The 24,485-nt window shown below is 66.3% G+C and carries 24 protein-coding genes; 19 read left to right on the top strand and 5 right to left on the bottom strand.

The window, feature by feature from the left end:
- Nucleotides 1–59 precede the first annotated feature (59 nt).
- From ACQP1T_RS30885 to ACQP1T_RS30835, 11 genes are all read left to right on the top strand, one after another.
- Complete coding sequence (locus ACQP1T_RS30885) at nucleotides 60–1,913, top strand: HSP90 family protein (RefSeq protein WP_433756552.1); 1,854 nt, start codon at nucleotides 60–62, stop codon at nucleotides 1,911–1,913.
- A 1-nt stretch (nucleotide 1,914) separates the two neighbouring features.
- Nucleotides 1,915–3,861 (top strand): hypothetical protein, encoded by a 1,947-nt coding sequence (locus tag ACQP1T_RS30880; protein WP_433756551.1) that lies wholly within the window; start codon nucleotides 1,915–1,917, stop codon nucleotides 3,859–3,861.
- A gap of 132 nt (nucleotides 3,862–3,993) precedes the next feature.
- Complete coding sequence (locus tag ACQP1T_RS30875) at nucleotides 3,994–4,758, top strand: RsiV family protein (RefSeq protein WP_433756550.1); 765 nt, start codon at nucleotides 3,994–3,996, stop codon at nucleotides 4,756–4,758.
- A gap of 65 nt (nucleotides 4,759–4,823) precedes the next feature.
- A complete protein-coding gene (locus tag ACQP1T_RS30870; protein WP_433756549.1) occupies nucleotides 4,824–5,504 on the top strand; it encodes an RsiV family protein in 681 nt (226 codons plus the stop codon).
- Between the two features lie 48 nt (nucleotides 5,505–5,552).
- Nucleotides 5,553–6,194: a nicotinate-nucleotide adenylyltransferase gene (gene nadD / locus ACQP1T_RS30865; protein ID WP_433756548.1), complete on the top strand. Its 642-nt coding sequence runs from the start codon at nucleotides 5,553–5,555 to the stop codon at nucleotides 6,192–6,194.
- Between the two features lie 3 nt (nucleotides 6,195–6,197).
- The gene (locus tag ACQP1T_RS30860; protein ID WP_433756547.1) at nucleotides 6,198–6,362 is read left to right on the top strand and encodes a hypothetical protein; all 165 of its coding nucleotides are present in this window, start codon (nucleotides 6,198–6,200) and stop codon (nucleotides 6,360–6,362) included.
- A complete protein-coding gene (rsfS, locus tag ACQP1T_RS30855; protein WP_433756546.1) occupies nucleotides 6,359–6,796 on the top strand; it encodes a ribosome silencing factor in 438 nt (145 codons plus the stop codon). The genes ACQP1T_RS30860 and rsfS overlap by 4 nt, the downstream gene beginning before the upstream one ends.
- The gene (locus tag ACQP1T_RS30850) at nucleotides 6,793–7,452 is read left to right on the top strand and encodes a histidine phosphatase family protein (RefSeq protein ID WP_433756545.1); all 660 of its coding nucleotides are present in this window, start codon (nucleotides 6,793–6,795) and stop codon (nucleotides 7,450–7,452) included. Before rsfS ends, ACQP1T_RS30850 begins: the two co-directional genes overlap by 4 nt.
- A complete protein-coding gene (gene octT / locus ACQP1T_RS30845; protein ID WP_433756544.1) occupies nucleotides 7,442–8,641 on the top strand; it encodes a diglucosylglycerate octanoyltransferase in 1,200 nt (399 codons plus the stop codon). The genes ACQP1T_RS30850 and octT overlap by 11 nt, the downstream gene beginning before the upstream one ends.
- A gap of 3 nt (nucleotides 8,642–8,644) precedes the next feature.
- A complete protein-coding gene (locus ACQP1T_RS30840) occupies nucleotides 8,645–9,487 on the top strand; it encodes a DegV family protein (RefSeq protein ID WP_433756543.1) in 843 nt (280 codons plus the stop codon).
- 394 nt (nucleotides 9,488–9,881) lie between these two features.
- Nucleotides 9,882–10,328 (top strand): HIT family protein, encoded by a 447-nt coding sequence (locus tag ACQP1T_RS30835; RefSeq protein WP_433756542.1) that lies wholly within the window; start codon nucleotides 9,882–9,884, stop codon nucleotides 10,326–10,328.
- A 3-nt stretch (nucleotides 10,329–10,331) separates the two neighbouring features.
- On the opposite strand, the gene thrS is transcribed toward ACQP1T_RS30835, so the two are convergent.
- Nucleotides 10,332–11,540 carry a threonine--tRNA ligase gene (thrS, locus tag ACQP1T_RS30830; RefSeq protein ID WP_433756541.1) on the bottom strand — a complete coding sequence of 403 codons (1,209 nt, stop codon included), beginning with the start codon at nucleotides 11,538–11,540 and terminating at the stop codon, nucleotides 10,332–10,334.
- 206 nt (nucleotides 11,541–11,746) lie between these two features.
- On the bottom strand, nucleotides 11,747–12,502 hold the full coding sequence (locus ACQP1T_RS30825; RefSeq protein ID WP_433756540.1) for an SDR family oxidoreductase: 756 nt from the start codon (nucleotides 12,500–12,502) through the stop codon (nucleotides 11,747–11,749).
- A 105-nt stretch (nucleotides 12,503–12,607) separates the two neighbouring features.
- Here ACQP1T_RS30825 and lexA point away from each other — a divergent pair, with 105 nt between their 5' ends.
- Entirely contained in the window at nucleotides 12,608–13,267 is a 660-nt protein-coding gene (gene lexA, locus ACQP1T_RS30820) for a transcriptional repressor LexA (protein ID WP_433756539.1), read from the top strand.
- Between the two features lie 80 nt (nucleotides 13,268–13,347).
- Complete coding sequence (locus ACQP1T_RS30815) at nucleotides 13,348–13,839, top strand: FBP domain-containing protein (RefSeq protein ID WP_433756538.1); 492 nt, start codon at nucleotides 13,348–13,350, stop codon at nucleotides 13,837–13,839.
- Nucleotides 13,840–13,987: 148 nt separating this feature from the next.
- Here the strand turns inward: ACQP1T_RS30815 and ACQP1T_RS30810 are convergent, their stop codons facing one another.
- Entirely contained in the window at nucleotides 13,988–14,851 is an 864-nt protein-coding gene (locus ACQP1T_RS30810; RefSeq protein ID WP_433756537.1) for a class I SAM-dependent methyltransferase, read from the bottom strand.
- 159 nt (nucleotides 14,852–15,010) lie between these two features.
- Here ACQP1T_RS30810 and ligD point away from each other — a divergent pair, with 159 nt between their 5' ends.
- The 5 genes from ligD (at nucleotide 15,011) to holA (ending at nucleotide 21,755) form a co-directional block, all read left to right on the top strand.
- Entirely contained in the window at nucleotides 15,011–15,961 is a 951-nt protein-coding gene (ligD, locus tag ACQP1T_RS30805) for a non-homologous end-joining DNA ligase (RefSeq protein ID WP_433756536.1), read from the top strand.
- A 130-nt stretch (nucleotides 15,962–16,091) separates the two neighbouring features.
- Nucleotides 16,092–16,856 (top strand): DUF2071 domain-containing protein, encoded by a 765-nt coding sequence (locus ACQP1T_RS30800; protein ID WP_433756535.1) that lies wholly within the window; start codon nucleotides 16,092–16,094, stop codon nucleotides 16,854–16,856.
- A gap of 97 nt (nucleotides 16,857–16,953) precedes the next feature.
- On the top strand, nucleotides 16,954–18,066 hold the full coding sequence (locus tag ACQP1T_RS30795) for a helix-hairpin-helix domain-containing protein (protein WP_433756534.1): 1,113 nt from the start codon (nucleotides 16,954–16,956) through the stop codon (nucleotides 18,064–18,066).
- Nucleotides 18,063–20,606 (top strand): ComEC/Rec2 family competence protein, encoded by a 2,544-nt coding sequence (locus tag ACQP1T_RS30790; RefSeq protein ID WP_433756533.1) that lies wholly within the window; start codon nucleotides 18,063–18,065, stop codon nucleotides 20,604–20,606. Before ACQP1T_RS30795 ends, ACQP1T_RS30790 begins: the two co-directional genes overlap by 4 nt.
- Nucleotides 20,607–20,783: 177 nt before the next feature.
- Complete coding sequence (gene holA, locus ACQP1T_RS30785) at nucleotides 20,784–21,755, top strand: DNA polymerase III subunit delta (protein WP_433756532.1); 972 nt, start codon at nucleotides 20,784–20,786, stop codon at nucleotides 21,753–21,755.
- A 111-nt stretch (nucleotides 21,756–21,866) separates the two neighbouring features.
- On the opposite strand, the gene ACQP1T_RS30780 is transcribed toward holA, so the two are convergent.
- Nucleotides 21,867–22,937, bottom strand: a complete 1,071-nt coding sequence (locus ACQP1T_RS30780; RefSeq protein WP_433756530.1) for an aldo/keto reductase — start codon at nucleotides 22,935–22,937, stop codon at nucleotides 21,867–21,869.
- A 123-nt stretch (nucleotides 22,938–23,060) separates the two neighbouring features.
- On the opposite strand from ACQP1T_RS30780, the gene ACQP1T_RS30775 reads away from it, so the two are divergent.
- The gene (locus ACQP1T_RS30775) at nucleotides 23,061–23,957 is read left to right on the top strand and encodes a helix-turn-helix domain-containing protein (protein WP_433756529.1); all 897 of its coding nucleotides are present in this window, start codon (nucleotides 23,061–23,063) and stop codon (nucleotides 23,955–23,957) included.
- A 48-nt stretch (nucleotides 23,958–24,005) separates the two neighbouring features.
- Here ACQP1T_RS30775 and ACQP1T_RS30770 read toward each other — a convergent pair whose 3' ends face one another.
- Entirely contained in the window at nucleotides 24,006–24,251 is a 246-nt protein-coding gene (locus tag ACQP1T_RS30770) for a hypothetical protein (RefSeq protein ID WP_062993423.1), read from the bottom strand.
- Nucleotides 24,252–24,485: the final 234 nt, after the last annotated feature.

Genomic DNA, 24,485 nt, shown 5'->3' with positions numbered 1-24,485 from the left:
GTTAACACCATCAGCATTCGTTAAGGGAACCATTGGGGCCGCACACCAGGATTCGGTCCATGGTGAACAACGCGCCGGGTGGGGCTGGCCGCAGCGGTAGTGGGGATTATTCGTTCCAGGTCGATCTGCGCGGCATCGTCGATCTGCTCTCGCATCATTTGTATTCGAGTCCCCGGGTCTACCTCCGTGAGCTACTGCAGAACGCCGTCGACGCCGTCACCGCCCGCAAGCAGCGTGATGCGTTGGCGCCCACGGCGATTCGGTTGGTCGTCGATGAATCGGGGTTGCGGATAACCGACCATGGCATCGGTCTCACCGCGGCGGATGTGCACCGTTTCCTCGCCACCATCGGGCATTCGTCCAAGCGCGACGATATCGAGGGGGCGCGTCGAGAGTTCCTCGGGCAGTTCGGCATCGGGTTGCTGGCGTGCTTCACGGTGGCCGAGACCGTCCGCGTGGTCACCCGTTCGGCAATCGCTCCGGAAGCCCCGCCCGTGGAATGGCTGGCCGCGGCGGACGGCACCTACTCGCTGCGTCAGCTCGATCCGGCAGTGCGGCAAGAGCCGGGCACCACAGTGCATCTCACGCCGCGAGCCGGTGCGCAGGAGTGGTTCACACCGGGGCGGGTGCTGGAATTGGTCCGCGACTATGGATCGCTGTTGCCCTACGACGTGACGGTCGAGGCGAACGGCGCCGGACTGCGCGCGACCGACGGTCCGCCGGTATGGCGGCGCAGCTACGCATCTCCAGCCCAGCGGCGCGCGGCGCTTTTCGAGTACGGCGAGCGCATTCTCGGATTCACCCCGCTGGATGTGATCGATCTCGATGCCGAATTGGCGGGGGTCAGCGGGGTCGCGTTCGTGCTGTCGCAGCCGGGCAACCCCGCCGAAAGCAGTGCGCACCGGGTGTATCTCAAGGGCATGCTGCTCGGTGACGCGGTGCACGGACTGCTGCCGGACTGGGCCTTCTTCGTGCGCTGTGTCATCGATACCGACAGCCTGCGTCCGACCGCCTCGCGTGAGGGCCTCTACGAAGACGAACGCCTCGCCATCGTCCGCGACAGCCTCGGCGACCGAATCCGCGACTGGCTCACCGAAATCGCCGCCGAACAACCCGAGCGGCTGGCCGCATTCCTGTCCGTGCACGCGCTCGGTGTCAAGGCGATGGCGCGGCATTCGCCCGACATGCTGCGGATCATGGTGCCGCACTTGCTATTCGAGACAACCGACGGCCGGATTCCGCTGATGGAGTTCGCGCGCAACCATCCGACCGTCCGGGTAACGGCGACGGTGGAGGAATTCCGCCAGGTGGCCGCCACCGCGGCCGCGCAGGGCATCGGTGTCGTCAACGGTGGCTATACCTACGATGCGGAACTCGTTGCGCTGCTGCCCACGGTCCTGCCCGGCATCACGGTGACCGAGCTGGACGCGGCCGCCGTCACCGCCGCCCTCGACCTGGTGGATCCGGCCGAGGAACTGGTGTTGGCCCAGGTACTCGCCGCAGCGCGCACCGCACTGGATCCGCTGTCCTGCGATGTGATTCTGCGTGCGTTCCATCCGGTTTCGGTGCCCGCGCTGCATCTGGACAGTCGCGGCGCGCGCAATGAACGAGCACGCGTCGAGACCACCGTCGGCGCGGATGAGCTCTGGACCGAAATCCTCGGCGCGCTGCAGGCGAGCACGCCCCGCGCGCAACTGGTGTTGAATCACAACAGCCCGGTGGTCCGACGATTGAGCCGGATCGACGACTCTGCCTTTCTGCGGACGGCAGTCGAATCGCTCTACGGCCAAGCGTTACTGATGACACATCGGCCATTGCGACCGGCCGATACCGCGCTGCTCAATCGCGCATTCGGCGAATTCCTCAGCTGGGCGACCCGACGTGCGGCGGGCGATAACGCGGAGGGTGCCTGAAATGGAAACCTCCGAGATCCAATCGGCATTGGCGCAGAGCCGTTCGCTGCCGCACGGACGCGGCCGCACCGAACGCCTGGAAATGCTTGCCGCCGCGGCGAAGTCGGGTCCGGACCGGGCACTGGAGGGGAGTGTCCTGTTGGAGCTGGCTCAGGCGTACGCCTATGCGGGCGAACGCGATCTGGCACCGGTCGCCTACGGCAGGCTGTTGCGGATCTACGACGACTTCCCGGCCGAACTCGGTTCGATGACGCATTCGGTGCACTGGTATCTGAAATGGCTGACCTGGGGGCTGATCGAGAATCCCGCGGTGCCGCTGCAGACCATCTATCGCTGGCTCGACGAGCTCGAAAGTCGTTATCGGCAGCGTGGATACAGTGCGCGTCCGGTGCTCGCATTGCGCTCTGACCTGGCACGGGAACTGGGGCAGCACGATCTGGCCGCCGAACTGCTCGACGCGGCGCGTGCGGCACCGCGCGACAGCATGGCCGATTGCGACGCCTGTGAACGCAACCAATGGGGTGCGAACTACGCGCAGGCCGGTGACGATGAGTCCGCGCTGGAGAGCTGGCGTCCGGTCATCACTGGTGCGCGCAGCTGTGCCGAGGAGCCGCATCGAGTGCTCGGGCAGGCTTTACTGCCGATGCTGCGCACCGGGCGCACCGCCGAGGCGCGCAGTGCGCATTTGACGGGTTATCCACTGGTGCGCCACCTTCCGGATCTGCGGCGTTCGGTCGGTGAGCACATCGAGTTCTGCGCATTGACCGGCAACGAGGCGCGTGGTCTGGAGATGCTGGCCGAGCATGCGGTGTGGCTGACCGATCCCGGCGCGGACGCCGCCATTCGGCTGGCCTTCATATCGGGTGTGTGCGTGCTGTTGCGGCGGCTGACCGAGTTGGATCTCGGTGCACTCGCCATCGGTGCGGGCACGGTGGATTCGGTGTGCGCCGAGCTGAGCGTCGAGATCGGCGAGCTCACCGCACGATACGACGCGCGCAATGGCAATACGGTGGTCAGCGAGCGGGTCGCGGCGCGGCTCGCGCAACAACCACTGGTCGACCAGCTGCCGCTCGGTATGCGAAACACCTTGCCGCGCAAGGTTGCCGCCGTAGTGCCCGCGACTGCCGCCAGCGTCGAGGAACAAGCCGAGGACGCACTGCAGCTGGCCGAACTGGCCGCGGTACGCCTCGTCGACTATCCGAAGGATGCAGAACAGTATCTGCGCCGGGCGCTTTCGATCGGCGCGACCGCGCTGCCCGCCGAACACCTCGCCCGGCTGAGTTCCCAACTCGTCATGGTGCTCTCCGGGCAGCCGGGCCGCGAATACGAACTCGCCGATGCGGCACTCACGGCCGCCGCACGCTGGGAACCGATCTCGACCGCGGATGCGATACACCTCACCTTCGTCGCCGCGCGCGCCTGTCACCGGGCCGGACGGCACGGGGAGGCGGCCGCGCTGTTCGAACAGCCACTCGCGGCGGGCGAGCAACCGTACCCGCCCGCCGAAATGGCGATCGTGCGCCGCCAATACGGCGAATCCCTGCGCAAGCTCAACCGATTCCGTGATGCGGCACGGCAATTCGTCGAGGCGGCCCGTCTCGTGCACAACGATCCCGACCGCGTCGAACTCGAAGCCGAGCTCGCCTGGTCGGCGGCCGCGGTCCTGGACTACTGCGGCGAAGACGAACAAGCCGTCCTCGCCTTCCTCCGCGCCGCCCACCTGTGGGGCACCCTCGATCGCATCGGCCCGCGAGCCAAATGCCTGCGCTCCGCGGCCTGGCTACAGCTCTACGGCGCCGGAATCGAATCCGACCGCCCCTGGCTCACGATCATGCGCGACCTACTCGCCGAACTGAAAAACATAGCCGAAACGTCCCCCTCGCCCGAGGTAACCACCGAACTCCTCAACACCCGCACCCAACTCGCCGATATGCAGTGCGACGACTGATCACCCGGCACATAGCCCGCCATCGCCGATGGTTCCAGCATTTGCGGACGATAAGAAAACTGTTAGGTGCCAGCGGCATTGTTGTGGGGGACACCGAGATCGGCTCGGTGCGTTGTCGATTCGGAGCTCCGGATGAAGAAGACCGCTGCTGTTATCGTTGCGCTGGCCAGCGCGGCAGTACTCACGGCCTGCGGGCCGGACGAATCGCCGACGACCGGGGGCGGATCGTCGGCGTCCGCGACACCGGCCGCGTCGGTGACCGCGACATCGGCCGTGTCGACGACCGTCGCCGGATCGCCACGGGCCGAAACCTTCACCGCGACAACACTGCATCTCGAGGGCGCCGGGTACAAGATCGACGTGCCGCAGGTGAGCGGTGGAAAGGTCGAGGCCAGAACCGAATTCAACGAGGCGATGCGGGCCGGGGCGCAGGAGTGGATCGACCGCATCAACCGCCCGGGCGATTCGGTCACCGGCGGTGAGAGTCAGGTCGTCCGCATCGGTTCGCAGGTGCTCAGCGGGCATCTGATCGTCGTCACGTACGCCGAAGGGGCCGCGCACCCGAACAGCAACCACTTCGCGCACGTCACCAATATCAACACCGGCAAGGCCATCACCCTGCCCGACCTGTTCACCGATCTGCAGCAGGGCCTGAACACGCTCTCGACGCAGGCCGAGGCCCAGGTGCAGCAGAACCCGAGGGCGACCGGCTACAGCAAGAGCCTGCTCACTCCGGTCGCCGAGCACTTCCAGACCTGGGTCGCCACGCCGGAGGGCATGCGGATCTACCTCGGTGAGATCGCCTCGCATGCCGCGGGCAATATCGACGTCACGGTGCCGTGGTCCGCGCTGGACGGTGTGCTGAAGCCGGGGATGCGGGCGGTCGTCAGCAGCTGATGAACCCGCGATAGCTCGCGGTGGTACGTTCTCGGGCACGAAGGCGAGCTATTCGGGGAGGCGTAATGAGGAAGACCGCTGCCGCTGTCCTGGTCAGCGTCCTGTTCGCCGTCCTCACGGCGTGTGGGTCCGCCGACCGGGTCGCCACGCCCGCGGCACCGGCCTTCACCGCGACCACTGTCAAGCTCGAGGGTCCCTGGTACTCCTTCGACCTGCCGCAGGTCGAAGGCGGACCCGACGATGCGCGCACCGATTTCAACGAAGGCTTGCGCGCCGAGCTGGATCCGTTCCTCCGGGATGCGGCCGAGACCAGGAAGGTGAGCGGATTCCACAGCGAGGTCGCTCATATCGGCCGCCACGTGCTCAGCGGTGTGCTCGGCATCGAGGTGGCCGACGGCTATCTGCATCCGATCACCTTCAAGCGCACACACGTGACGGATATCGACACCGGCAAGGCACTCACCCTGCCGGATCTGTTCACCGATCTGCCGAAGGCCCTCGCGCGGCTGTCGGCGCAGGCGGAGGTGCAGATCCCGAAGACCAGGGTCGGCCCGAACCCCTACGACAAACAGCGCATCGCCCCGGCGGTGGAGAACTTCAAGGACTGGCTGGCCATGCCCGATGGTCTGCGCGTCTACCTCGGTGAGATCGCCTCGCACGCGCTGGGCTATATCGACATCACGATCCCGTGGTCCGAACTCGACGGAGTGCTGAAGCCGGGTCTGCGGGCGGTCGTCAGCAGTTGACCGTCCGGCCCCGGCTCGGACCGAACCGACCGGTTAAGCTCGGCTCTCATGCAGGAGAACGGTCGGCATCGACGCAAGCTGGGGGTGATGGGTGGCACCTTCGACCCCATCCACCACGGCCACCTCGTCGCCGCCAGCGAAGTCGCGAACCGGTTCGACCTGGACGAGGTGATCTTCGTCCCGACCGGACAGCCGTGGCAGAAGGCCGACAGGCAGGTCAGCCCGGCCGAGGATCGCTACCTCATGACCGTGATCGCGACCGCCTCCAACCCCCGATTCTCGGTCAGCCGGGCCGATATCGACCGGGGCAAGGTCACCTACACCGTCGATACCCTGCGCGAGATGCGCAGCAAGCATCCCGATGCCGAGCTGTACTTCATCACCGGAGCTGACGCACTCGCCAACATCTTGACGTGGCAGGATTGGGCGGAGTTGTTCGAACTGGCGAAGTTCGTCGGGGTGAGCCGACCGGGGTATGAGCTGAACACCGATCATCTCGAGGAGCATCTGCGCGACCTGCCGGTCGATGCGGTGACCATGATCGAGATCCCGGCGTTGGCGATCTCATCGAGTGAATGCCGTCGCCGCGCCGCCGAGAACCGGCCGGTGTGGTACCTCGTGCCCGACGGCGTCGTGCAGTACATATCGAAGCGGCATTTATATGTGCCCGTAGGAGTGGAAGGTAATTAAGGCGTGAGCGAGCGTAGCGAGCGAACCAATAACGGAGCCGCTGCTGCGGTCATGCCGGAGCCGAGCGCCAGCGAGGTGGAGGCCGCGAGGGAGCGTAGCGAGCGAGCCGAAGGCGCCGCCGCAATTGCGGTCATGCCGGAGCCGAGCGCCAGCGAGGTGGAGGCATGAGCGCATCTGTCGAGTCGGTGGAGATGGCACAGGTCGCCGCGCGCGCGGCGGACGAGAAGCTGGCGACCGACGTCGTGGTGCTCGACGTGTCCGAACAGTTGGTGATCACCGACTGCTTCGTGATCGCCTCCGCGCCGAACGAGCGTCAGGTCAATGCCATCGTCGACAATGTCGAGGAGAAGCTGCGGGTAGCCGGGCACAAGCCGGTCCGGCGCGAGGGCACCCGCGAGGGTCGGTGGGCACTGCTGGATTACGTCGACGTCGTCGTGCACATCCAGCACAATGACGAACGCAATTTCTATGCGCTGGAACGGCTCTGGAAGGATTGTCCGGTGGTTCCGGTAGAAGGGATCGCGGCCGGGGACGACGTGTTCAAGCACACCGAGTCCGAGGGTGTCGCGGTGCGTGGTGAGGCGGGGGAAGACAGCGAGTGAACAAGTATGCCGGCGTCCGCACGCTGATCCTGCTGCGGCACGGGCAGACCGAATGGAATGCCGTCGACCGGATGCAGGGGCAGATCGACACCGATCTCACCGAGCTCGGTCGGCGTCAGGCGAAAGAGGCCGCGCGCGAACTGGTTTCGCGCAATGCGATCGCCATCGTCTCCTCAGATCTGCGGCGCGCCTTCGAAACCGCCTCGGCACTGGCCGATCACACCGATCTCCCGGTGGTCCCGGATCCGCGGCTGCGCGAAACCAACCTCGGCGACTGGGAGGGGTTGACCCATCTCGAGGTCGACGCCGACTATCCCGGCGCGCGGGTGGCCTGGCGTTTGGATGCGGCCTATACCCCGCCCGGTGGTGAGAGCAAGCTCGAGGTCGGCGCACGGTCACTACCGGTCGTTCGGGAATTGTTCGCCGAGCGGCAGGATTGGCCCGGCCGGTCTATCATCCTGGTGGCGCACGGCGGGCTGATCGCCGCCCTCACGGCCGCGCTGCTCGACCTGCCGCCGCGGAACTGGCCTGCCCTAGGGGGATTGGCCAATACCAGCTGGGTGCAGCTGAGCAGTCACGGTCCGAGCATCGATCAACCCGGTTGGCGCCTGGATGTGTGGAACGCAGCGGCGAAGGTGGCCCCGGATGTCCTCTGAAGAACCGGTTCGGCAGGTACCGGACGAATTGTTCCGTCGGGTTTCGGCGAAGCCCGAACGGGCGATCCCGGACGCGCTATTCGGACCTCCCCCGGTGAAGAATGTCGATCCGGATGAACCGGCCGAGTCGCAGACGGCCGAGTCCGACAGCGACGAAGCGGTCGCCGCCGAATCCGGCGAAGGTAACGAGGAGCCCGCCGCATCCGCGCCCGAGTTCGGAACCGGCACGGAGCCAGCGGAACCAGCGAGCGAACCACCGGAAGGTGTTGCGGCAGCTTCCGATACGGATATCGCGGTGTCGACCGGCGCTGCAGCCACAGACGAGTCCATCGCAATGGAATCCGCGCCCGATGTCCCGGCCGCGGTTGCGACCAGCGGTGACGAGTCCACTGCCACAGTGGATTCGGTGGTCGACGATCCCGAATCGGTATCCGTGGTCGAATCGGTCAGCGGTGACGAGGCTTCGACCTCGACCGATGAATCGGATCGCCCGGTGCTGCTGGTGATCGCGGACTCGCTGTCCTACTTCGGTCCGAAGGGCGGCCTGCCCGCGGACCATCCGAAAATCTGGCCGAATCTGGTCGGCGCCGAACTCGATTGGGATGTCGAGCTGATCGGGCGGATCGGCTGGACCTGCCGGGACGCGTACTGGGCGCTGATCGGCGATCCCCGGATCTGGGCTGCCGTGCCGCGCGCGGCTGCGGTCGTCTTCGCGGTCGGCGGCATGGACACCCTGCCCTCGCCACTGCCGACCGCGCTGCGCGAGTTGATCCGCTACGTGCGCCCGCCCGTGCTGCGTCGCGGGGTCCGTGGCACCTACAACTGGCTGCAGCCCAAGCTGTCGAAACTCGGTCGTCCCGTGGCCTTGCCGCCGAAGGTGAGCGTCGACTACCTGGAGCAGGCGCGTGAGGCACTGGCCCAGCTGCGCCCGGATCTGCCGGTCGTGGCGGTGCTGCCGTCCGTGCACAACTCTGCCGCCTACGGGCATGTGCACAGCGGCCGGGAGCCCGCCGTCAAGGCGCTGCGCGAATGGTCGGCCAAGACCTCGGTTCCGCTGGTCGATCTCGGTGAAGCGGTGCGCGAGGACATCTTCTCCGGCGACGCGAATCCGGACGGTATCCACTGGGGTTGGGCCGGACATACCGCGGTGGCGAATGCGATGGTGAAGACCTTGCAGGAGGTTCGGTAGTCCGTGGCCGTCGTGGTGGTCACCGATTCGTCCGCCAGCCTCCCTGCTGAACTCGTCGGTGAGTTGGACATTGCCGTTGTTCCGCTGCATGTTCTGGTCGGCGACCGCACCATCCGCGAAGGCGTCGACGCCATCGATATCGACTACGGCTCCGATACCGTGACGACCTCGGCGGCCTCACCCGGTGAGCTGCGTGCCGTCTACGAACAGGCGCTGGAGCGCAGCAATGGGGACGGCGTTGTCGCGGTGCATCTTTCGCGCCAACTCTCCGGCACCTGGGAGGCGGGACGGCAGGCGGTCCGCGATATGAATGCCGCCGATCAGGTCCGCCTGGTCGATTCACTCGGCGCTGGTCTGGCCACCGGTCTGCCGGTGCTCGCCGCCGCGCGCCGCGCGCGCAGTGGCGCGACATTGAATGTCGTCTATGACACCGCCGTCGCCGCGGCCGGCCGGTCACACACCTTCGTCCTGGTGAACCGCACCGAACAATTGCGCCGTGGCGGCCGATTGAGCAGTGCCGCAGCGTTTTTCGGCAGCGAACTGGTGAGCAAACCACTGCTGCAGATCGTCGAGGGCCGCCTGGAACTGCGCGAGAAGGTGCGCACCCGCTCCAAGGCCTACGCCAAACTCGTTGCGGCAGCGGTGGATGCGGCCGGTGACGATGGCGCCGCCGTCGCCGTACAACACCTGGGTGCCGAGGACGCCGCGAATACCGTCGCCACGCAACTGCGCGAGCTGGTACCCGGCATCCGTGAGCTGATCGTCGCGGAATTCGGGCCCACCCTGGGCGTTCATCTCGGTGTCGGCGCGGTCGGTGTGGTGGTCGTGCCCGGCGGCTGCGCCTGATCGGCTACGGTCCAGCACTCGCGAGTGTGCCGCATCTCCGGTCGAATGGCGTGGTGGGCGTAATAATTTCTGCGTGATCGCAACCCCTTCGGTCGGCGCCGCGGGTGACTAACGTCGCGGCATGACGAGTTCCGCAACTCCGATCGATCCGCCGCTGACCGTCGAATCGGTCGCCTGGGCGCATCCGGACGCGGTCATCCTGTGTGATGAGATGGCCGCCGAGGCTCTGAACTGATCGCCGATGCCACGATCCACAATGTGCGGCGGCGCCGCCAGGCGGCACCGCCCGACCCGACCTGGTCAGCGGGATATCGCCAAGTGCCGCAAGGGCGCTCGGCGATATCGAGTGGGTTGGCGGAGCTTCGATATCGAGCACGGAAGCTATGCTGAGGATGTGGGCAGCGAATGCCCGATCTGTGATAAGCACCGGGGGATCGGTGCGCTGGTCGGGCCGGTGATCTATGCGGACGACCTGGTGTTGGTGACGCATCGGCCGCTCACCGAAGGCACGCCGGTGCCGGGCTACCTCTTCGTGGAGACCCGGCGGCACGCACCGACGTTATCGACCCTGACGGACGCCGAGGCGCGGGCGGTGGGCTGGGCCGCGCGCCGCGCCGCGCACGCGTTATACGTCGAGCTGGCACCGGAATTCGTATTCTCCGCGACCACCGGACTCAGCGTCGCGCATTTCCATCAGCACGTATTCGCTCGTCCGCAGGGCACCCCCGCCTCGGTGCCGTGGATGAACGCCGACGCATGGCCGGACGCGCCACGCATCGATGCGTGTGCGCTCGGTGAACTGTGCGACCGCCTGGCGATCCACTTCGTGACCGAGCGGTGAAGGTTACAGTTCGGTGCTGCGCGCCGCGATGAGTTCGGTTATGCGGGAGAGCAATTCGTCGACGGGTAACGGTTCGAGGCGTTGGCCGTTCCGAAGCCGCACCGCGACAAGGTCATTCGCGACCTCCTTCGGTCCTATCACAATCTGGTAGGGGACCAGGCGGGCTTGCCGAATGCGCGCGCCGAGACTGCCGAGTTCAGGATCGGTGATCTCAGCGCGCAGTCCCAGCTCGCGGGAGCGTTCGACGAGCGCTTCGGCGGGCGCCGCCTCGGCCGCCGAAACCGGCAGTACGACCAGCTGGGTCGGGGCCAGCCAGGCCGGGAACGCGCCGCCGTGCACCTCGATCAGATGTGCGAAGGCCCGCTCGACGCTGCCGATTATGCTGCGGTGCACCATGACCGGGCGGTGTTTGCCGCCGTCCGCGCCGATGTAGTGCAGGTCGAATTGCTCGGGTTGGTGGAAGTCGACCTGCACGGTGGAGAGGGTGAATTCGCGGCCCGCGCTGTCGGTGAACTGGACATCGATCTTGGGGCCGTAGAACGCGGCCTCGCCCTCGGCCGCGTCATACGGCAGACCGGAGCGGTCGAGTACGTCGGTGAGTATGGCGGTCGACTGCTGCCAGAGTTCCGGGGCCGCAACATATTTCCCGCCAGGTCCGGGCAGCGAGAGGCGGTATCGGGTGGGCTGGATGCCCATGGCGGCGTGGGCCGATCGGATCAGTTCCAGCGCGCCCGCGACCTCGTCGCCGACCTGAGCCACGGTGCAGAAGATGTGGGCGTCATTGAGCTGGATCGCGCGGACACGGGTCAGTCCGCCGAGTACGCCAGAAAGTTCGGAGCGATACATCCCGCCCAATTCCGCTATCCGCAAAGGTAATTCGCGGTAACTGTGCGAGCGAGAACGGAACATCACCGCGTGGTGCGGGCACAGGCTCGGGCGCAGCACCACCTGTTCGCCGCCCAACTCCATCGGCGGGAACATATCGTCGCGGTAATGCGACCAGTGCCCGGATATTTCGTAGAGCTCCCGCTTCCCGAGCACCGGTGAGTACACGTGCCGGTACCCGGCCCGTCGCTCCGCGGTGCGGATGAATTCCTCGAGTGCGTGGCGCACGGTGGCGCCGTCGGGCAGCCAGTACGGCAGGCCGGATCCGATCAGTGGGTCGGTATCGAACAGGCCGAGTTCGCGGCCGAGTTTGCGGTGGTCGTGCACGGGGTCTCCTCGCGGACAGCGAGCGAGTGACCACAAGCCGAAGCCCCGGACACCCGCCCGGGGCTTTCGATCATGACAGCAGTCAGCGCGCCGGGACGGTCTCCGGCGTCGTCGTCACAGCAGCGCGCTTCATGTGCGCCACGGTAGCAGAGCCGTCATGGCGCTGGCACATCAATATTCCCGCGGTCGCGCAAGCAGATTCGCTGTCACACCTGTTCGGCGAGGAAGTTCTCCCAGGTGAGCTTGCCGACCGTCGCACCATCGAGGGTCAGATTCTCCTTCGCGCGATATGCGCGCCCGACCTTGCCCGGCACCGGAACCGGCAGGAACAACCGCCGCTTGCCCTCGGCCTTCAGGTACCCGCGGATCAGCTCGGCCATCGAGTACACCGTCGGTCCGACCAGATCGGGCACCCGCCCGGCCGGTTCGCCGCGCGTCAGCTCGACGAGCCGCGCGGCCACCTCCCGCGAATCGACCGGCTGCCACAGCACCGCGCCGGGCGCCGGGACGATCGGGCTCTTCGCCATGGCCCGCGCGGTCTTCAAGGCGAGGTCGTGGAACTGGGCCGCGCGCAGGATGGTGAACGGAACGCCCGATTCGATAATGGCCTGTTCGGCGGCGTACTTGGCGCGGAAGTAACCGATCGGCAGCTTTCCGGCACCGACCACACCGATATAGACGATGTGCCGCGCGCCCGCCTTGGCGGCGGCGTCGACCAGGTGCCGGGTTGCGATGTCGTCGCCCTTGGGGCCGCCCGCGAGGTGCAGGATGATCTCCGCGCCGTCGACCGCGGCCTCGACACCGGTACCCTCCAGCAGGTCTCCGGTCACGAATTCGACGCCGTTTGTCGATTCGTGGGCCTTGCGGCTGAGCATTCGAATCTTGAAACCGGCCTCGACCAGCAGTGGTGTGACGTGGCGGCCGAGTGTGCCGGTGCCGCCGGTCAGCAGGATGGTCGTCATGATTCCTCCAAGGTTCGCGTGCGCTGGTTTCACCCGGATGACGACGCAGGCGGGCAGGGTGTGACAAAGCCGGGAATTGTCCGCGCGCACCTCTACGATTCCCGGGTGACCGGATACGACCACGATGCCTTCGACCACCTCGACACCTCGACCCTGCCGCCGCGCCAGCAGCGGATCCTCGCCACGATTCGGGACTGGGTGCTGCGGTACGGGTACGCGCCGAATACCAGGGAGATCGGCGACGCCGTCGGCCTGCGGTCCTCGTCCTCGGTCTCCAAGCATCTGAAGTCCTTGGAGGACAGGGGATTTCTGCGCCGCAGCGAGTCCATGTCACGGCCGATCGATGTGCGCATGTTCCTGCGGGCGTCGGTGGTTCCGGAGCGGGCCGAGGATTCGGTCGCGGTTCCGGTCGTCGGTGATATCGCGGCGGGTACACCCATCCTCGCCGAGGAGCATGCCGACGATATGATGACGCTGCCGCGTGAACTCGTCGGTCGCGGAACGGTTTTCGGTCTGCGCGTGCGCGGCGATTCGATGATCGACGCGGCGATCTGCGACGGCGATCTTGTGGTGATCCGCAAACAGCACGAGGCGCATTCCGGTGACATCGTCGCCGCGATGATCGATGGGGAGGCGACGGTCAAGGTGTATCGCCGTCGCAACGGCCATGTATATCTGGAACCGCGCAATGCGGCCTACGACGTGATCGATGGCGACGAGGCCGTGGTGCTCGGCAAGGTCGTGTCGGTGATGCGCCGCGTGTGAAATTCCGTTGCCTGGGCTAATGGCCAGCTGTAGCGTTCCTTCGGTTTGTCCACCGATCGATCGAAGGAGTCGATGCCGTCATGAAAGCCGTCACCGAACGCGACATCAGGTCGTCGTTCGTCAACTGTTCCAAGACGACCGCCAAGAAGTTGCCGGTGCCCCGGGACCTGGACACCCAACCATGGGATGACCTGGATTTCCTCGGCTGGAGCGATCCGTCGCTGCCCGGCCGCGGCTATCTCGTTGTGCCGCAAGATGATCGCATCGTCGGCGTCGCACTGCGCTACGAAACCGGCGGATCCGGCCGGACCCAGATGTGCGCGATCTGCCTGACCTCGCATACCGGTCACGGCGTCTCGCTGATGACCGCGCACAAGGCGGGCGAATCCGGACGCCGGGGCAACTCGATCGGCACCTACATGTGCACCGACCTGGCCTGTTCGCTCTACGCCCGCGGTAAGCGCACGCCGGCGCTCGGCAATCGGTACCGCGAAGATCTCATCACCGAGGAGACCAAGATCGAGCGAGTCCGGGACAATATGAACGCCTTCGTCACCAGGCTGTTCACCTAGATCTCTTCGGTCCCAGCAATGAAATGGAGGTAGATGCCATGTGCCGACACTCAACAGATCTCGGGATGCCCAGGATTCCTCTCCGGTTGAGTAGGCCCGGAATCGGTCCGGACCTACTCATCCGGAGAGGAATAGTGGCGGGCAATCCTCAGCGGCTCGCGCGCAGTATGCGGAGCGCGCGCAGTGCGCTGGGCGGTTCGCCGCCGAATCCTGCGGATCCGTCGAGGTAGCGGGTGACGAGGTCGGGGGCGGAGAGGTCTTCGAGGTCGGTGAAGCCGAGGGCGCGCAGTTGTACGGCGATGTCGCCGGGCGTGAAGTAGCTGAACACGGGTTCGCCGACGTCGGCCAGCCGATCGGCACGTGCCTGCTGGTGCGCACGGTCTTCGTTGCTGTTCGCGAGCTGCAGGTAGTCGAAGACCACCTCGACCGGCCGGGCCTGACCAGCGATGTATTCGAGAGTGGCGTGGGCGGCGTTCGGCGTCAGATAGAAGACGACGCCGAGCCACACGAATACGGCCGGGTCCGTCCGTTTGAATCCGGTGGATTCCAATCCTGCTGCCAGCGTCTGGGTTTCGAAATCGACCGGCACGAAGGTCAACGTCTCAGGGCGGTCGATTCCGGCGGCAGTAAGGCGTTCGCGTTTCCACGCTTGGGTGGCGGGGTGGTCGACCTCGAAGACACGCAAGTCCGGCAGCGGATTGCGATAGGCGAAGGTGTCCAGGCCTGCGCCGAGGATCACGACCTGCCGCACACCAGCGGCGACGGCCGCGGCGACGGCGTCTTCGGCGAAGCGCGCGCGTGCGGCGAAGAACAGGCGGCGGGCCCGATCGTTGACCCCGTCACCGGGGTGATCGGTTGTGGGCGTGCCCAATTCGACCAGTTCCTCTGCGGTGACGCCGAGCAGACGTGCCGCAAGGGGGTCGGTGAAGATCTGTGGTCGGTCAACGATCTGGTGATAGGCGCGGGCATACGCGGTGATGAGCGCTGTCCGGCTGGGTCCGTCGTTATCCATATTCAGGAACCTACTTGCGAATGTGGCGCGTGCTCTATGAACTCACTCACGCTCACTCCGCAAAGGAGCACGCTTAAGCCATACCGATCGGTATGATGCCGTGTGTTAGCTATCGGCATGCACATCCCGTGAAAGGCCGACGATGGCGGCGACTAAGCGGTGATCGAACTGCCGCGATACGCGGCGATGCTGGCGGTGCCTGGCGCCTTGCCCAGCGACGATGACCGGTGGGCATATGAGGTCAAGTTCGACGGAATCAGGGCTCTGGCATATGTCGCCGGCGGATTGCGGCTGGTTTCACGCAACGGCAACGACATTACCGCTGCCTGGCCAGAGCTGGCGGGCTTGGCGCCGGCGGCTCCGCCGTTCGTGCTCGACGGGGAGATCGTCGTGTTCGACGCCGCCGGACGCCCCTCGTTCGAAGCGCTGCAGCCACGCATTCATCAGCGCGGACCGGCCGCCATCCGCACCCTGGCCGCGGCCGTCCCCGCGATCTACATGATCTTCGACCTACTGCATATAGGTGACCGACCGCTGGTCGACCTGACCTACGAGCAGAGGCGGGAGCTACTCGATCGCATCAGCCCACACGGTCCCCATTGGCGGGTCTCTCCGCAACTGCATGGATGCGGTGCCGACGTCCTCACCGAATCACGCCGGCTCGGACTCGAAGGCATCGTCTGCAAACGCCTCGACAGCCCCTATCTCCCTGGACGACGCAATCCCGCCTGGATCAAAGTGAAGAACGCGCGCGATCAGGAGGTGGTAATCGTCGGCTGGAAACCGGGCGCCGGCCGACGGACCGGGCACATCGGCTCGCTGCTGATGGCCGTATACGACGACACCGGGAAACTGACCTACATCGGCAACGTCGGCACCGGATTCACTCAGGTGATGCTCAACGACCTACGCGCGAAACTCCAACCGCTGCAACGCAACACGGCCCCCGTCGATGCCCCGGTCGTCGATGTCATCTGGGTCGAGCCCGAACTTGTCGGCGAAGTGACCTTCGCGGAGTGGACCGGCGATGGCCGCCTCCGGCACCCGTCCTGGCGCGGACTACGCCCCGACAAAACGCCACGTGAAGTCACCCGCACGGCACCGTCTTAGATGCGGTGTGATGCACGCACTCCCATCCTTTTTGCTATTTATGTGTCGGCAGCTTCCTGAGTGCGATCTGCCCGGAACAGGTCATCGTCAAGCAGCGCAGACTGCGAACCACGAAGAACGAGGGTGCCGGATGAGACCACCGCGGATGTCCAGCGTCGTCGAGCGACGTCTTCTGGTGAACTACCGAGTCGACCCCGAGGCTGCTGCGAGCTTGGTGCCGCCGCCGATGCGACCTCAACTGGTTGGCGGTTGGGCGGTTGCCGGCATCTGCCTGATCCGCCTCGGACAGTTCCGGCCCAGTTGGCTACCCGGCTGGGTCGGGCTGCGCAGCGAGAACGCGGCGCATCGCATCGCGGTCGAGTGGGATGGTCCGCAGGGACGCTCGACGGGGGTGTACATCTCGCGTCGCGACAGCGGCTCGGTGATCAATGTCCTTGCCGGCGGCCGACTGTTTCCGGGGGAGCACAGTTCGGCGCGGTTCGACGTGCGGGAGACGGCGCAGGACCTGCATGTGGCTTTCGCTAGTCATGACGAGACGCTCTCGGTGAGCGTGGATGTCCGGACCGTCGAGCGGTTCCAGGGCAGCGAACTGTTCGCCGATCTGGCGCAGGCATCGGACTTCTTTCGACGTGGCGCAGCCGGATTCTCGGCCACGCGTGGCGGTCGATGCCTCGATGGGCTCGAACTTCAGACGGACTCGTGGCATGTCGAGCCGGTCGAGGTCCGCTCGGTTCGGTCCACGGTCTTCGACGACCGCGACCGGTTCCCGCCAGGCAGTGCAGTACTCGACTGCGCCTTGCTGATGCGCGAGGTGCCGGTGAGCTGGCGTCCCCTTTCACCTCTGCGGGTCGCTACTGGCTACGCGACTGCAGGGAATAGCGCACGTCTGGAATAAGTGGGGGTTATCCACAGGCGCGGAGTTATCAACAGACTTTTTATTTCGCCTGTCCGGCACCGATTCCCGGCCTTGCGGCGGGACTAGCGTCGCCGCCATGTCCCGACATGACGAGCGCGAGCGGATTCGCCGACGACTGACCGTGCTGACCGAGCGAGTCGGCGTCAGCCGAACGATTGGTGCCGGGAGTCCGGTGCGTACCGACCGTGCAAGTGCTGAGCTGTGCCGAAGTTCGCCGCGTTCGTCGAGGTCCGCAAAACGATCGGCGCGAAGTAAGCCGCTGGTCCGCGGTGGACGCTGGGATGACGAAGAGTTATCCGAGGCGGTGGAGTCCGATACCGATCTTTCGTCCAACGCGGCGGCTGGGTCCGATCTCGATGACGAATCCGATCTCGAGTATGCGGAGGACTTGGCGGACGGGGTCGGCGAGGTGCGGGCACCGGGTTGGCTTGCTGAGCCGCAGCGCCGCTCGGCGTGGCGGGATCGGCTTGTGCCGGAACGGTTTCGGGGCACCCGACTGGATCCCGGGTGGCGGGGATTGGTGACGCTCGTCGCGGTCGGACTGGCAGCGGTGGTTATCGCGGCTGTCGTGGTAATGCGTGAGCGACCGGTCGCACAGATGGTGCCACTGCCGTCCGCAGTGCGCACCAGCACCGGCACCGTACCGGCTGCGTTGTCCGGCGCAAGCATGGCCGCATCGTCGTCTGCCCTTCCGGTAACTGGCGGTCCCACAACGGAATTGGTGATCAGCGTGGTCGGTCTCGTCCATCGCGGCGGGCTGGTGCGATTGCCCGCCGGGTCGCGGGTGGCCGATGCTCTCACCGCTGCGGGCGGTGCGAGGGACGGCGCGGATCTGAGCGGACTCAACCTCGCACAGCGTCTCCAGGACGGCGACCAGGTTCTCGTTGGTCCGAGCGGTCCGAACACGGGGCCGCAGCTCGGCAGCACCACAATCAGTGCAGGCGGACGGCCGCCGAGCGGCTCGGCATCGAATTCCACTGCGGCACAACGCCCATCGAGCAAAATCGACCTCAATACCGCAACCGAGGCCGAACTCGATGCCCTCCCGGGCATCGGACCGGTCACTGCTCGCGCAATCGTCGCCTGGCGCACCGCGAATAGACGATTCACCGATGTCACCCAACTCGGCGAGGTCGACGGCATCGGCCCGGCCCGCCTTGCCCGCCTGCGCGATCTGGTGACGGTATGACCGCGTTCGAGGGTGCGCCGGATGGGCAGGGCGATATCGATCGACGGGCTGCCGAGGATGGTGGGCCGACTGTTGCGGCGGCACCAGTGCTCGACGCTCGGTTGTTGCCCGCGGCACTGAGTTGTTGGGGCGCAACGGTTGTCGCGCTGACGGTGGGATGGGTCGCCGGTTTGGTGCTCGCGTCCGCGCTGGTACTGCTGGCGATCGGCCTCTGGGTGGTGCTGTTGCGCGCGGTGGCCCACCCCAGTGAGCGGTGGCGGGTGGTCGCCGTCGCCGCACTCGCCGCGCTCCTTCTCGGTGCCGGGTTCGCGGTGGCCGGGGCGTGGCGCGAGCATCGAGTGGCGACGCATCCGTTGCGGAACACCGCCGCTTCGTTGCGTGTCGTCGTGCTACCCGAGGATGATCCGAAACCGGTGCGGTCCAGCGCATTCGGAGGTGACCAGCGATGGACGGTTCGGGCGCGACTGCGCGAGTATCGGCAGGGCGGTGCGACGGTGCGGGCGGGCGGCACCGTAGTAATCCTCGGGTCCGGCGCGGACTGGGGCGAGCTGTTGCCCGGGCGAGCGGTGGAATTCCGTGCCAAGCCGGAGCAGCCGTGGCATCGCGATCTCACCGTCGCCACGCTGCGTGCCCAGGGACCGCCGGTGGTGGTCGGCGCGTTGCCCTGGTGGCAACGGATCGCCGTGGCGGTGCGCACCGACCTCGCATCGGCGGCACGCGTACTACCCGAGGAGCAGGCCGGATTGCTGCCCGCGCTGGTCGTGGGAGACACTTCCGCGCTGTCCGACGAAGTCCGCGAGGAGTTCGAAATCGCTGGACTGGAACACATTTGCGTGGTCAGCGGGGCCAACTTCACGATCTTGTTGGCGGTCGTGCTCGGTGCGGTGCGGCTGCTCACCCTTGGGCCGCGCGTCGGTGCCGCGGTCGCGGGTGCGGCGCTGCTGATGTTCATTGTTGTGGCACGTCCGGATCCGAGTGTGCTGCGCGCGGGAGCAATGGGCGCGATTACCTTGCTCGCCTTGGTAACCGGTCGCCGCAAGCAGGCATTGCCCGCGCTCTGCACGGCAGTCATCGGTCTGCTCGCGCTGTGTCCGGAACTGGCGGTGCGTGCCGGATTCGGACTTTCGGTACTGGCGACCGCCGGACTGATCCTGTTGGCACCGAGTTGGTCGGACTGGTTGCGTTCGCGCGGCTGGTGGCGGGTGCCAGCCGAGATCGTCGCCGTATCGGCCGCCGCATTCGTAGTGACGACACCGCTCGTTGTCGCGCTGACCGGGCGGCTCAGTCTTGTCGCGATTCTCGCGAATATCCTGGTCGAACCCGTAATAGCACCGGTCACGGTGCTCGGTGCGATCGGCACCGTACTTGCGGCGGCGTGGCCGCCGCTGGCCGAACTGATACTGCGCTGCGCGCAACCGCCCCTGTGGTGGTTGCTGTTCGTGGCCGAACATGCGGCAAAGGTGCCGGGCGCGGAGATCTCAGTCCGCGGTGGTCTCACCGGAGGGGCCATCGCCTGTGCTGCAGTAGTTTTCGTTGTGCTGGCATTGCGGTCGGCGATGATGCGCCGCCTTGCCGCTGCTGTACTGCTCGGTATCGCGGTCGTGCTGATTCCGGTGCGAGTCTGGCATCCGGGATGGCCGCCCGCTGGCTGGGTGTTGGCCGTCTGCGATGTCGGTCAGGGTGACGGACTCGCATTGTCCGTCGGTGACCGCACTGCGGTGGTCATCGATGTCGGACCGGACCCGCGCATCATGCGCAGCTGCCTGAACCGCTTGCGGATCAACCGAATCTCGCTCCTCGTACTGACCCATCCGCACGCCGATCACATCGCCGGACTGGCCGGTGCTTTGGAAGGCCGCTTGGTCGATGCCCTGGCGGTCGGGCCCGGCGAACTCTCCGGAACAGGCGAATTCGCAAGCACCGGCGACCGTCGAGTATCGAATTCGACCAGATCCGAGGCGGATTCAGGTGCGTCGACGGGCGCTTCCCGTGAACGACGTGCCCAGGATCGGCGCGCATCGGTCAGTGGGCCGGAGCAAGTCGCCAGCCTCGCGGCACAAGCTCACATCCCAGTAGTGGAGCTGTCCTCAGGACAGGCATTGCGTTTCGGCGCTGTCGAATTGAACGTACTCGCCCCCGTGCCACTCCAGCACCGCCCAACCGGCCCGCCCAGCACCGACGATGCCAACGACCGCTCGATCGTCATCGCCGCCACCACACCCGCGGGCCGAATCCTGCTCACCGGCGATATCGAGGCCCCGGCGCAACAACGACTGCTCCACTCGGGTGCTGCCATTCAGGCCGACCTGCTGAAGCTGCCACACCACGGATCCCGAACGACCACAAAGGAATTCATCGCCGCCGTGCACCCCCGACTCGCCTTGGTCAGCGTGGGTGCCGACAACACCTTCGGCCACCCGAACCCGAGTGTGCTCGCTGATCTGGCCGACCTGGGTGTCACCGTCGCGCGAACCGATCAACGAGGCGACGTACTGGTCCTGGGTGACGGCCGCCAGCTGCGAACCCTGACCACCCGATGAACCAGATCGCCGTCCCGATGGTCCGCGCGCCGACCCGGATAAACTCGAGGTCGGGTGCTCGCCGTGCGGACGTGTCGGTGACGAAACGTAGGATGCTCGCGTGAGCGAGCGTGGCGAGCGAACCAAAGACACAGCACCGTCGGGCACTACGGAGCTGAGCGCCAGCGAGGTGCAGTCGTGAGCGAACAGATTGCGGCCGTGCACCTGGTGCTCGGCGATGAAGAGCTGTTGGTGGAACGGGCCATCGCGGGGATTGCGGCGCAGGTGCGGGCCAATGCGCCTGATCCCGATTCGGTGCCTGTTGATCGGCTGCGGGCCGGTGATGCCAGCACCGCTGAGCTGGCGGAGTTGCTGAGTCCTTCGCTGTTCGCCGAGGATCGGGTGATCGTGCTCGAGTCGGCGGCGGAGGCCGGTAAGGAGGCGGTCGCGGTGATCACGGCCGCCGCCGAGGATCCGCCCGAAGGTGTGGTGCTCGTGGTGCTGCACTCCGGGGGCGGCCGGGCCAAGGCGCTCGCCCCCGCACTGCAGAAGTCGGGTGCGCAGGTGCACGACTGCGCCAAGCTGACCAAGGCGGCCGAGCGGGTGGAGTTCGTGCGCGGCGAATTCCGCAATGCCGGAGTGCGGGTTTCGAGCGAGGTCGTGCAGGTGATGCTGGAGGCGGTCGGCTCGGATCTGCGGGAATTGTCCGCGGCCTGTTCGCAATTGGTCGCCGATACCGGCGGCAAGATCGATACCGCCGCAGTACGCCGCTACTACTCCGGCAAGGCTGAGATCTCCGGTTTCGATGTCGCGGAACTCGCGGTCGCCGGAGATCGGCCCGGTGCCATGGAGGCGTTGCGCTGGGCCACCGACCGCGGCGTACCGCATGTGCTGCTCGCCGACGCACTCGCCGACTCCGTGCACACCATTGCCCGCGTCGGTTCCGCGGGCCGCGGCGACCCGTTCAAGCTGGCCCAACAACTGGGCATGCCGCCATGGAAGGTGAAGAAGGCCCAGGCCCAAGCGCGAGGCTGGAACCAGGCCAGCATCGGCACCGCTCTCCAGGTCGTCGCCACCCTCAACGCCGATGTCAAGGGCGGCGCCGCCGACGCCACCTACGCCTTGGAACACGCACTCACCCAGATCCTGGACCTGCACTCCGCAAGCTGAGGCGTACCTACGCAACCAGTTGGCGAATCCGAGCGGAATTTCGGCTGATCGGTGGTCGACGCGTGGATGCAGTGGTGCGAGTCGGGCTCGCACCACCGCATCGGGTGAAACTCAGTCGCGGCCTTCGATTTTCAGGTCGCCGAAGGTGACGCCGCGGGTCATCGGACGGGCCAGCATGTCGTGGGGGAAGCCCAGTTCGATCGCGCTGGCTTTTTCGAGCCGGTCCAACTGAGCGGTGTCGAATTCGACCTCGAGCGCGCCGAGGTTGTCCTCCAGTTGTGCCGCCGTACGCGCGCCGATGATCGGTGCCGTGACACCCGGGTTCTGCAGTGTCCAGGCGAGCGCTACCTGCGAGGGCGTCTTACCCAGTTGTGCCGCAACGTCTTTCACGACGTCGGCGATAACCAGGCCGCGTTCGGTGAGCGAGCCGTTGGCGGCCGCCACGTTCTTGCGGGTGCCCTCGGGTGAGCTGTCCGTGTCGTGGTCCAAATCGGCGCGGCTGTACTTGCCGGTGAGTACGCCGCTGGCCAGCGGCGACCACGGCACCACACCGAGGCCGAGTTCTTGCGCCATCGGAATCAGATCGCGTTCGACGGTCCGCTCGATCAGGCTGTACTCGATCTGCAGCGCGATCAGGGGTGACCAGCCGCGCAGGTCGGCGATGGTCTGCATGCGTGCGACCTGCCAGGCCGGTGCGTCGGAGATGCCGACATAGAGCACCTTCCCGGCGCGGACCAGATCGTCCATGGCGCGCAGGATTTCCTCGACGGGGGTCAGGAAGTCCCAGGCGTGCAGGTACAGCAGGTCGATGTAGTCGGTATTCAGCCGACGCAGACTGGCCTCCACCGAACCGACCATGCTCTTGCGGTGATTGCCGCCGGAGTTAGGATCGGTCGGGCGCCGCAGCATCGTGTATTTCGTTGCCAGCACCAGACTTTCGCGATTGGCGGCGCTGAACTCGCCGAGCAGCTGCTCGGAGGTGCCGTTGGTGTACTGGCTCGCGGTATCGATGAAGTTGCCGCCGCGCTCGACATAGGTGTCGAAGATCTTGCGGGCCTCGTCCTTATCGGCGCCCCAACCCCAATCGGCGCCGAACGTCATGGTCCCGAGGGACAGCGGAGACACCCGAAGACCTGAGCGGCCGAGCAACCGGTAGGTATCGAGGGTGCGGGCTCCGGACATGTCGTGCTCCTGTCGTTCGTACTTCGTTTGCGGTGTCTTCGAGTCTGGAACGGCGCGAGAGCATGGGTAAGGGAAGGTTTTTCCTGGGAAACCCAGTCCTAGCCACCCGTAAGATCGAGGGCGATGACGAGCACGGTGAATGCCACACAGCGGAGCGAGCTCAGGTCCGGAGGCGGTAGCGGGCCAGGGAGCTCCGCGAATTGGGCACAAGCACTCGCGGACTTCCTGCGCGCTCGGCGCGAGCGCTTGAATCCCAGCGATCTGGGTCTGCCCCCGCGCAAACAGGCTCGGCGCACGCCCGGGCTGCGGCGTGAGGAAGTCGCCGAGCTGGCGGGTGTGAGCACCGACTACATCGTGCGACTGGAACAGGGGCGCGGCCTACGTCCGTCCGCGGACGTGCTGGAGGCGCTCGCCCGCGCCCTGCGCCTGGACACCGACGAGCGCGCCTACCTCTTCGATCTGGCCCAGCAGCGCCAGCCGAATGCCGGGAAACCGAGCACCGTCCCCGCGCCCGCGCTGGAGCTGCTGGTGCACGATCTGTCGCCGCTGCCCGCGATGCTGATCAACCACCGCTACGACATCCTGGCGTGGAATCCGGAAATGGCGCGGCTGGTCGTCGACTTCGGCGCCCTGCCGCCGCGGCAGCGCAACTCGATGTGGCTGTGCCTGTTGGATCCCGCGATGCGCGATTTCTACTGCGACCGGGATCGGATCATTCGCGAGGGTGCCGCCGATCTGCGCGCGGCGTGGGCGGCCCATCCGGATGATCAGGAGCTGGCCGATCTGGTCGCCGAGTTCACCGCACGCAGCGAGGAGTTCGCGCGCGGATGGGCCAGGCACGACGTCAGAGTGCAGGGGCGCGGGAAGAAGCCGTTGCGCCACCCGGAGGTCGGGCCGCTGGTGGTCAATTTCGAAGTACTCATGCCGCTACAGGATCCTGACCAGCGCATCATCATCTATCGCGCGGCCGATGCGGACTCCCAGGCCGCGCTGGATCGGTTGAACGGCGACCTGGATTGAGCACTCGGAGATCCGCACCCGCTCGGTGCGGGTGCGGATTCGCTGGCTCTATTCGACCGAGCTGAGAACCAGCTCGACGTCGTCTTCGGACTCCTCGTACCGGCCCTCCCACTCCTCGTAGACCGGAATTTCCTCGTCCCGGGTGACGATCCACTCCAGCGAGTAGCCGCCCTCCTCATCGGGGACCATGACGTTCTCGATCTTCAGTCCGATGCCTAGGACCTCGGCGGCGCGAATGATATCCGGCAGATCTTCGGAGCGAACCGGCGTCTGATTGGCGTACACGGTAACCATGCGCCGAATCGTAGCGGGAACCTCCGACATGTGGCTGCCCGATCCGAATTCGGCTCGAGGAGTGGGATGCGGCGATGACCTGGGGATGTGGTCGGCCCGCCACTTTCCTGCCGATTTGCCAGGGCAGGCTCGATGACAGGGCACCTGCCGGGAGGGTTCCGCTGCAAGCCCAGGGAGCGGCATCGTGGCCAAAGAGGAAGATTGCTGAACTATTGCTGAAGAAAAGTCAGAATC

The organism is Nocardia sp. CA-135398 (assembly GCF_050955845.1).
Lineage (GTDB): Bacteria > Actinomycetota > Actinomycetes > Mycobacteriales > Mycobacteriaceae > Nocardia.
The sequence above is the reverse complement of the archived record's forward strand: the minus strand, read 5'-3'. Positions and strand labels throughout refer to the sequence as shown.

Excerpts from the sequence above, each read along its gene's own strand:
- ACQP1T_RS30770 (WP_062993423.1), bottom strand. The coding sequence starts at position 24,251 with ATGGTTACCGTGTACGCCAATCAGACGCCGGTTCGCTCCGAAGATCTG.
- ACQP1T_RS30885 (WP_433756552.1), top strand. The coding sequence starts at position 60 with ATGGTGAACAACGCGCCGGGTGGGGCTGGCCGCAGCGGTAGTGGGGAT.
- ACQP1T_RS30875 (WP_433756550.1), top strand. The coding sequence starts at position 3,994 with ATGAAGAAGACCGCTGCTGTTATCGTTGCGCTGGCCAGCGCGGCAGTA.
- octT (WP_433756544.1), top strand. The coding sequence starts at position 7,442 with ATGTCCTCTGAAGAACCGGTTCGGCAGGTACCGGACGAATTGTTCCGT.
- ACQP1T_RS30825 (WP_433756540.1), bottom strand. The coding sequence starts at position 12,502 with ATGACGACCATCCTGCTGACCGGCGGCACCGGCACACTCGGCCGCCAC.
- nadD (WP_433756548.1), top strand. The coding sequence starts at position 5,553 with ATGCAGGAGAACGGTCGGCATCGACGCAAGCTGGGGGTGATGGGTGGC.
- ACQP1T_RS30810 (WP_433756537.1), bottom strand. The coding sequence starts at position 14,851 with ATGGATAACGACGGACCCAGCCGGACAGCGCTCATCACCGCGTATGCC.
- ACQP1T_RS30795 (WP_433756534.1), top strand. The coding sequence starts at position 16,954 with ATGTCCCGACATGACGAGCGCGAGCGGATTCGCCGACGACTGACCGTG.
- rsfS (WP_433756546.1), top strand. The coding sequence starts at position 6,359 with ATGAGCGCATCTGTCGAGTCGGTGGAGATGGCACAGGTCGCCGCGCGC.
- ACQP1T_RS30775 (WP_433756529.1), top strand. The coding sequence starts at position 23,061 with ATGACGAGCACGGTGAATGCCACACAGCGGAGCGAGCTCAGGTCCGGA.
- ACQP1T_RS30815 (WP_433756538.1), top strand. The coding sequence starts at position 13,348 with ATGAAAGCCGTCACCGAACGCGACATCAGGTCGTCGTTCGTCAACTGT.
- ACQP1T_RS30800 (WP_433756535.1), top strand. The coding sequence starts at position 16,092 with ATGAGACCACCGCGGATGTCCAGCGTCGTCGAGCGACGTCTTCTGGTG.
- ACQP1T_RS30870 (WP_433756549.1), top strand. The coding sequence starts at position 4,824 with ATGAGGAAGACCGCTGCCGCTGTCCTGGTCAGCGTCCTGTTCGCCGTC.
- ACQP1T_RS30880 (WP_433756551.1), top strand. The coding sequence starts at position 1,915 with ATGGAAACCTCCGAGATCCAATCGGCATTGGCGCAGAGCCGTTCGCTG.
- ACQP1T_RS30780 (WP_433756530.1), bottom strand. The coding sequence starts at position 22,937 with ATGTCCGGAGCCCGCACCCTCGATACCTACCGGTTGCTCGGCCGCTCA.
- ACQP1T_RS30790 (WP_433756533.1), top strand. The coding sequence starts at position 18,063 with ATGACCGCGTTCGAGGGTGCGCCGGATGGGCAGGGCGATATCGATCGA.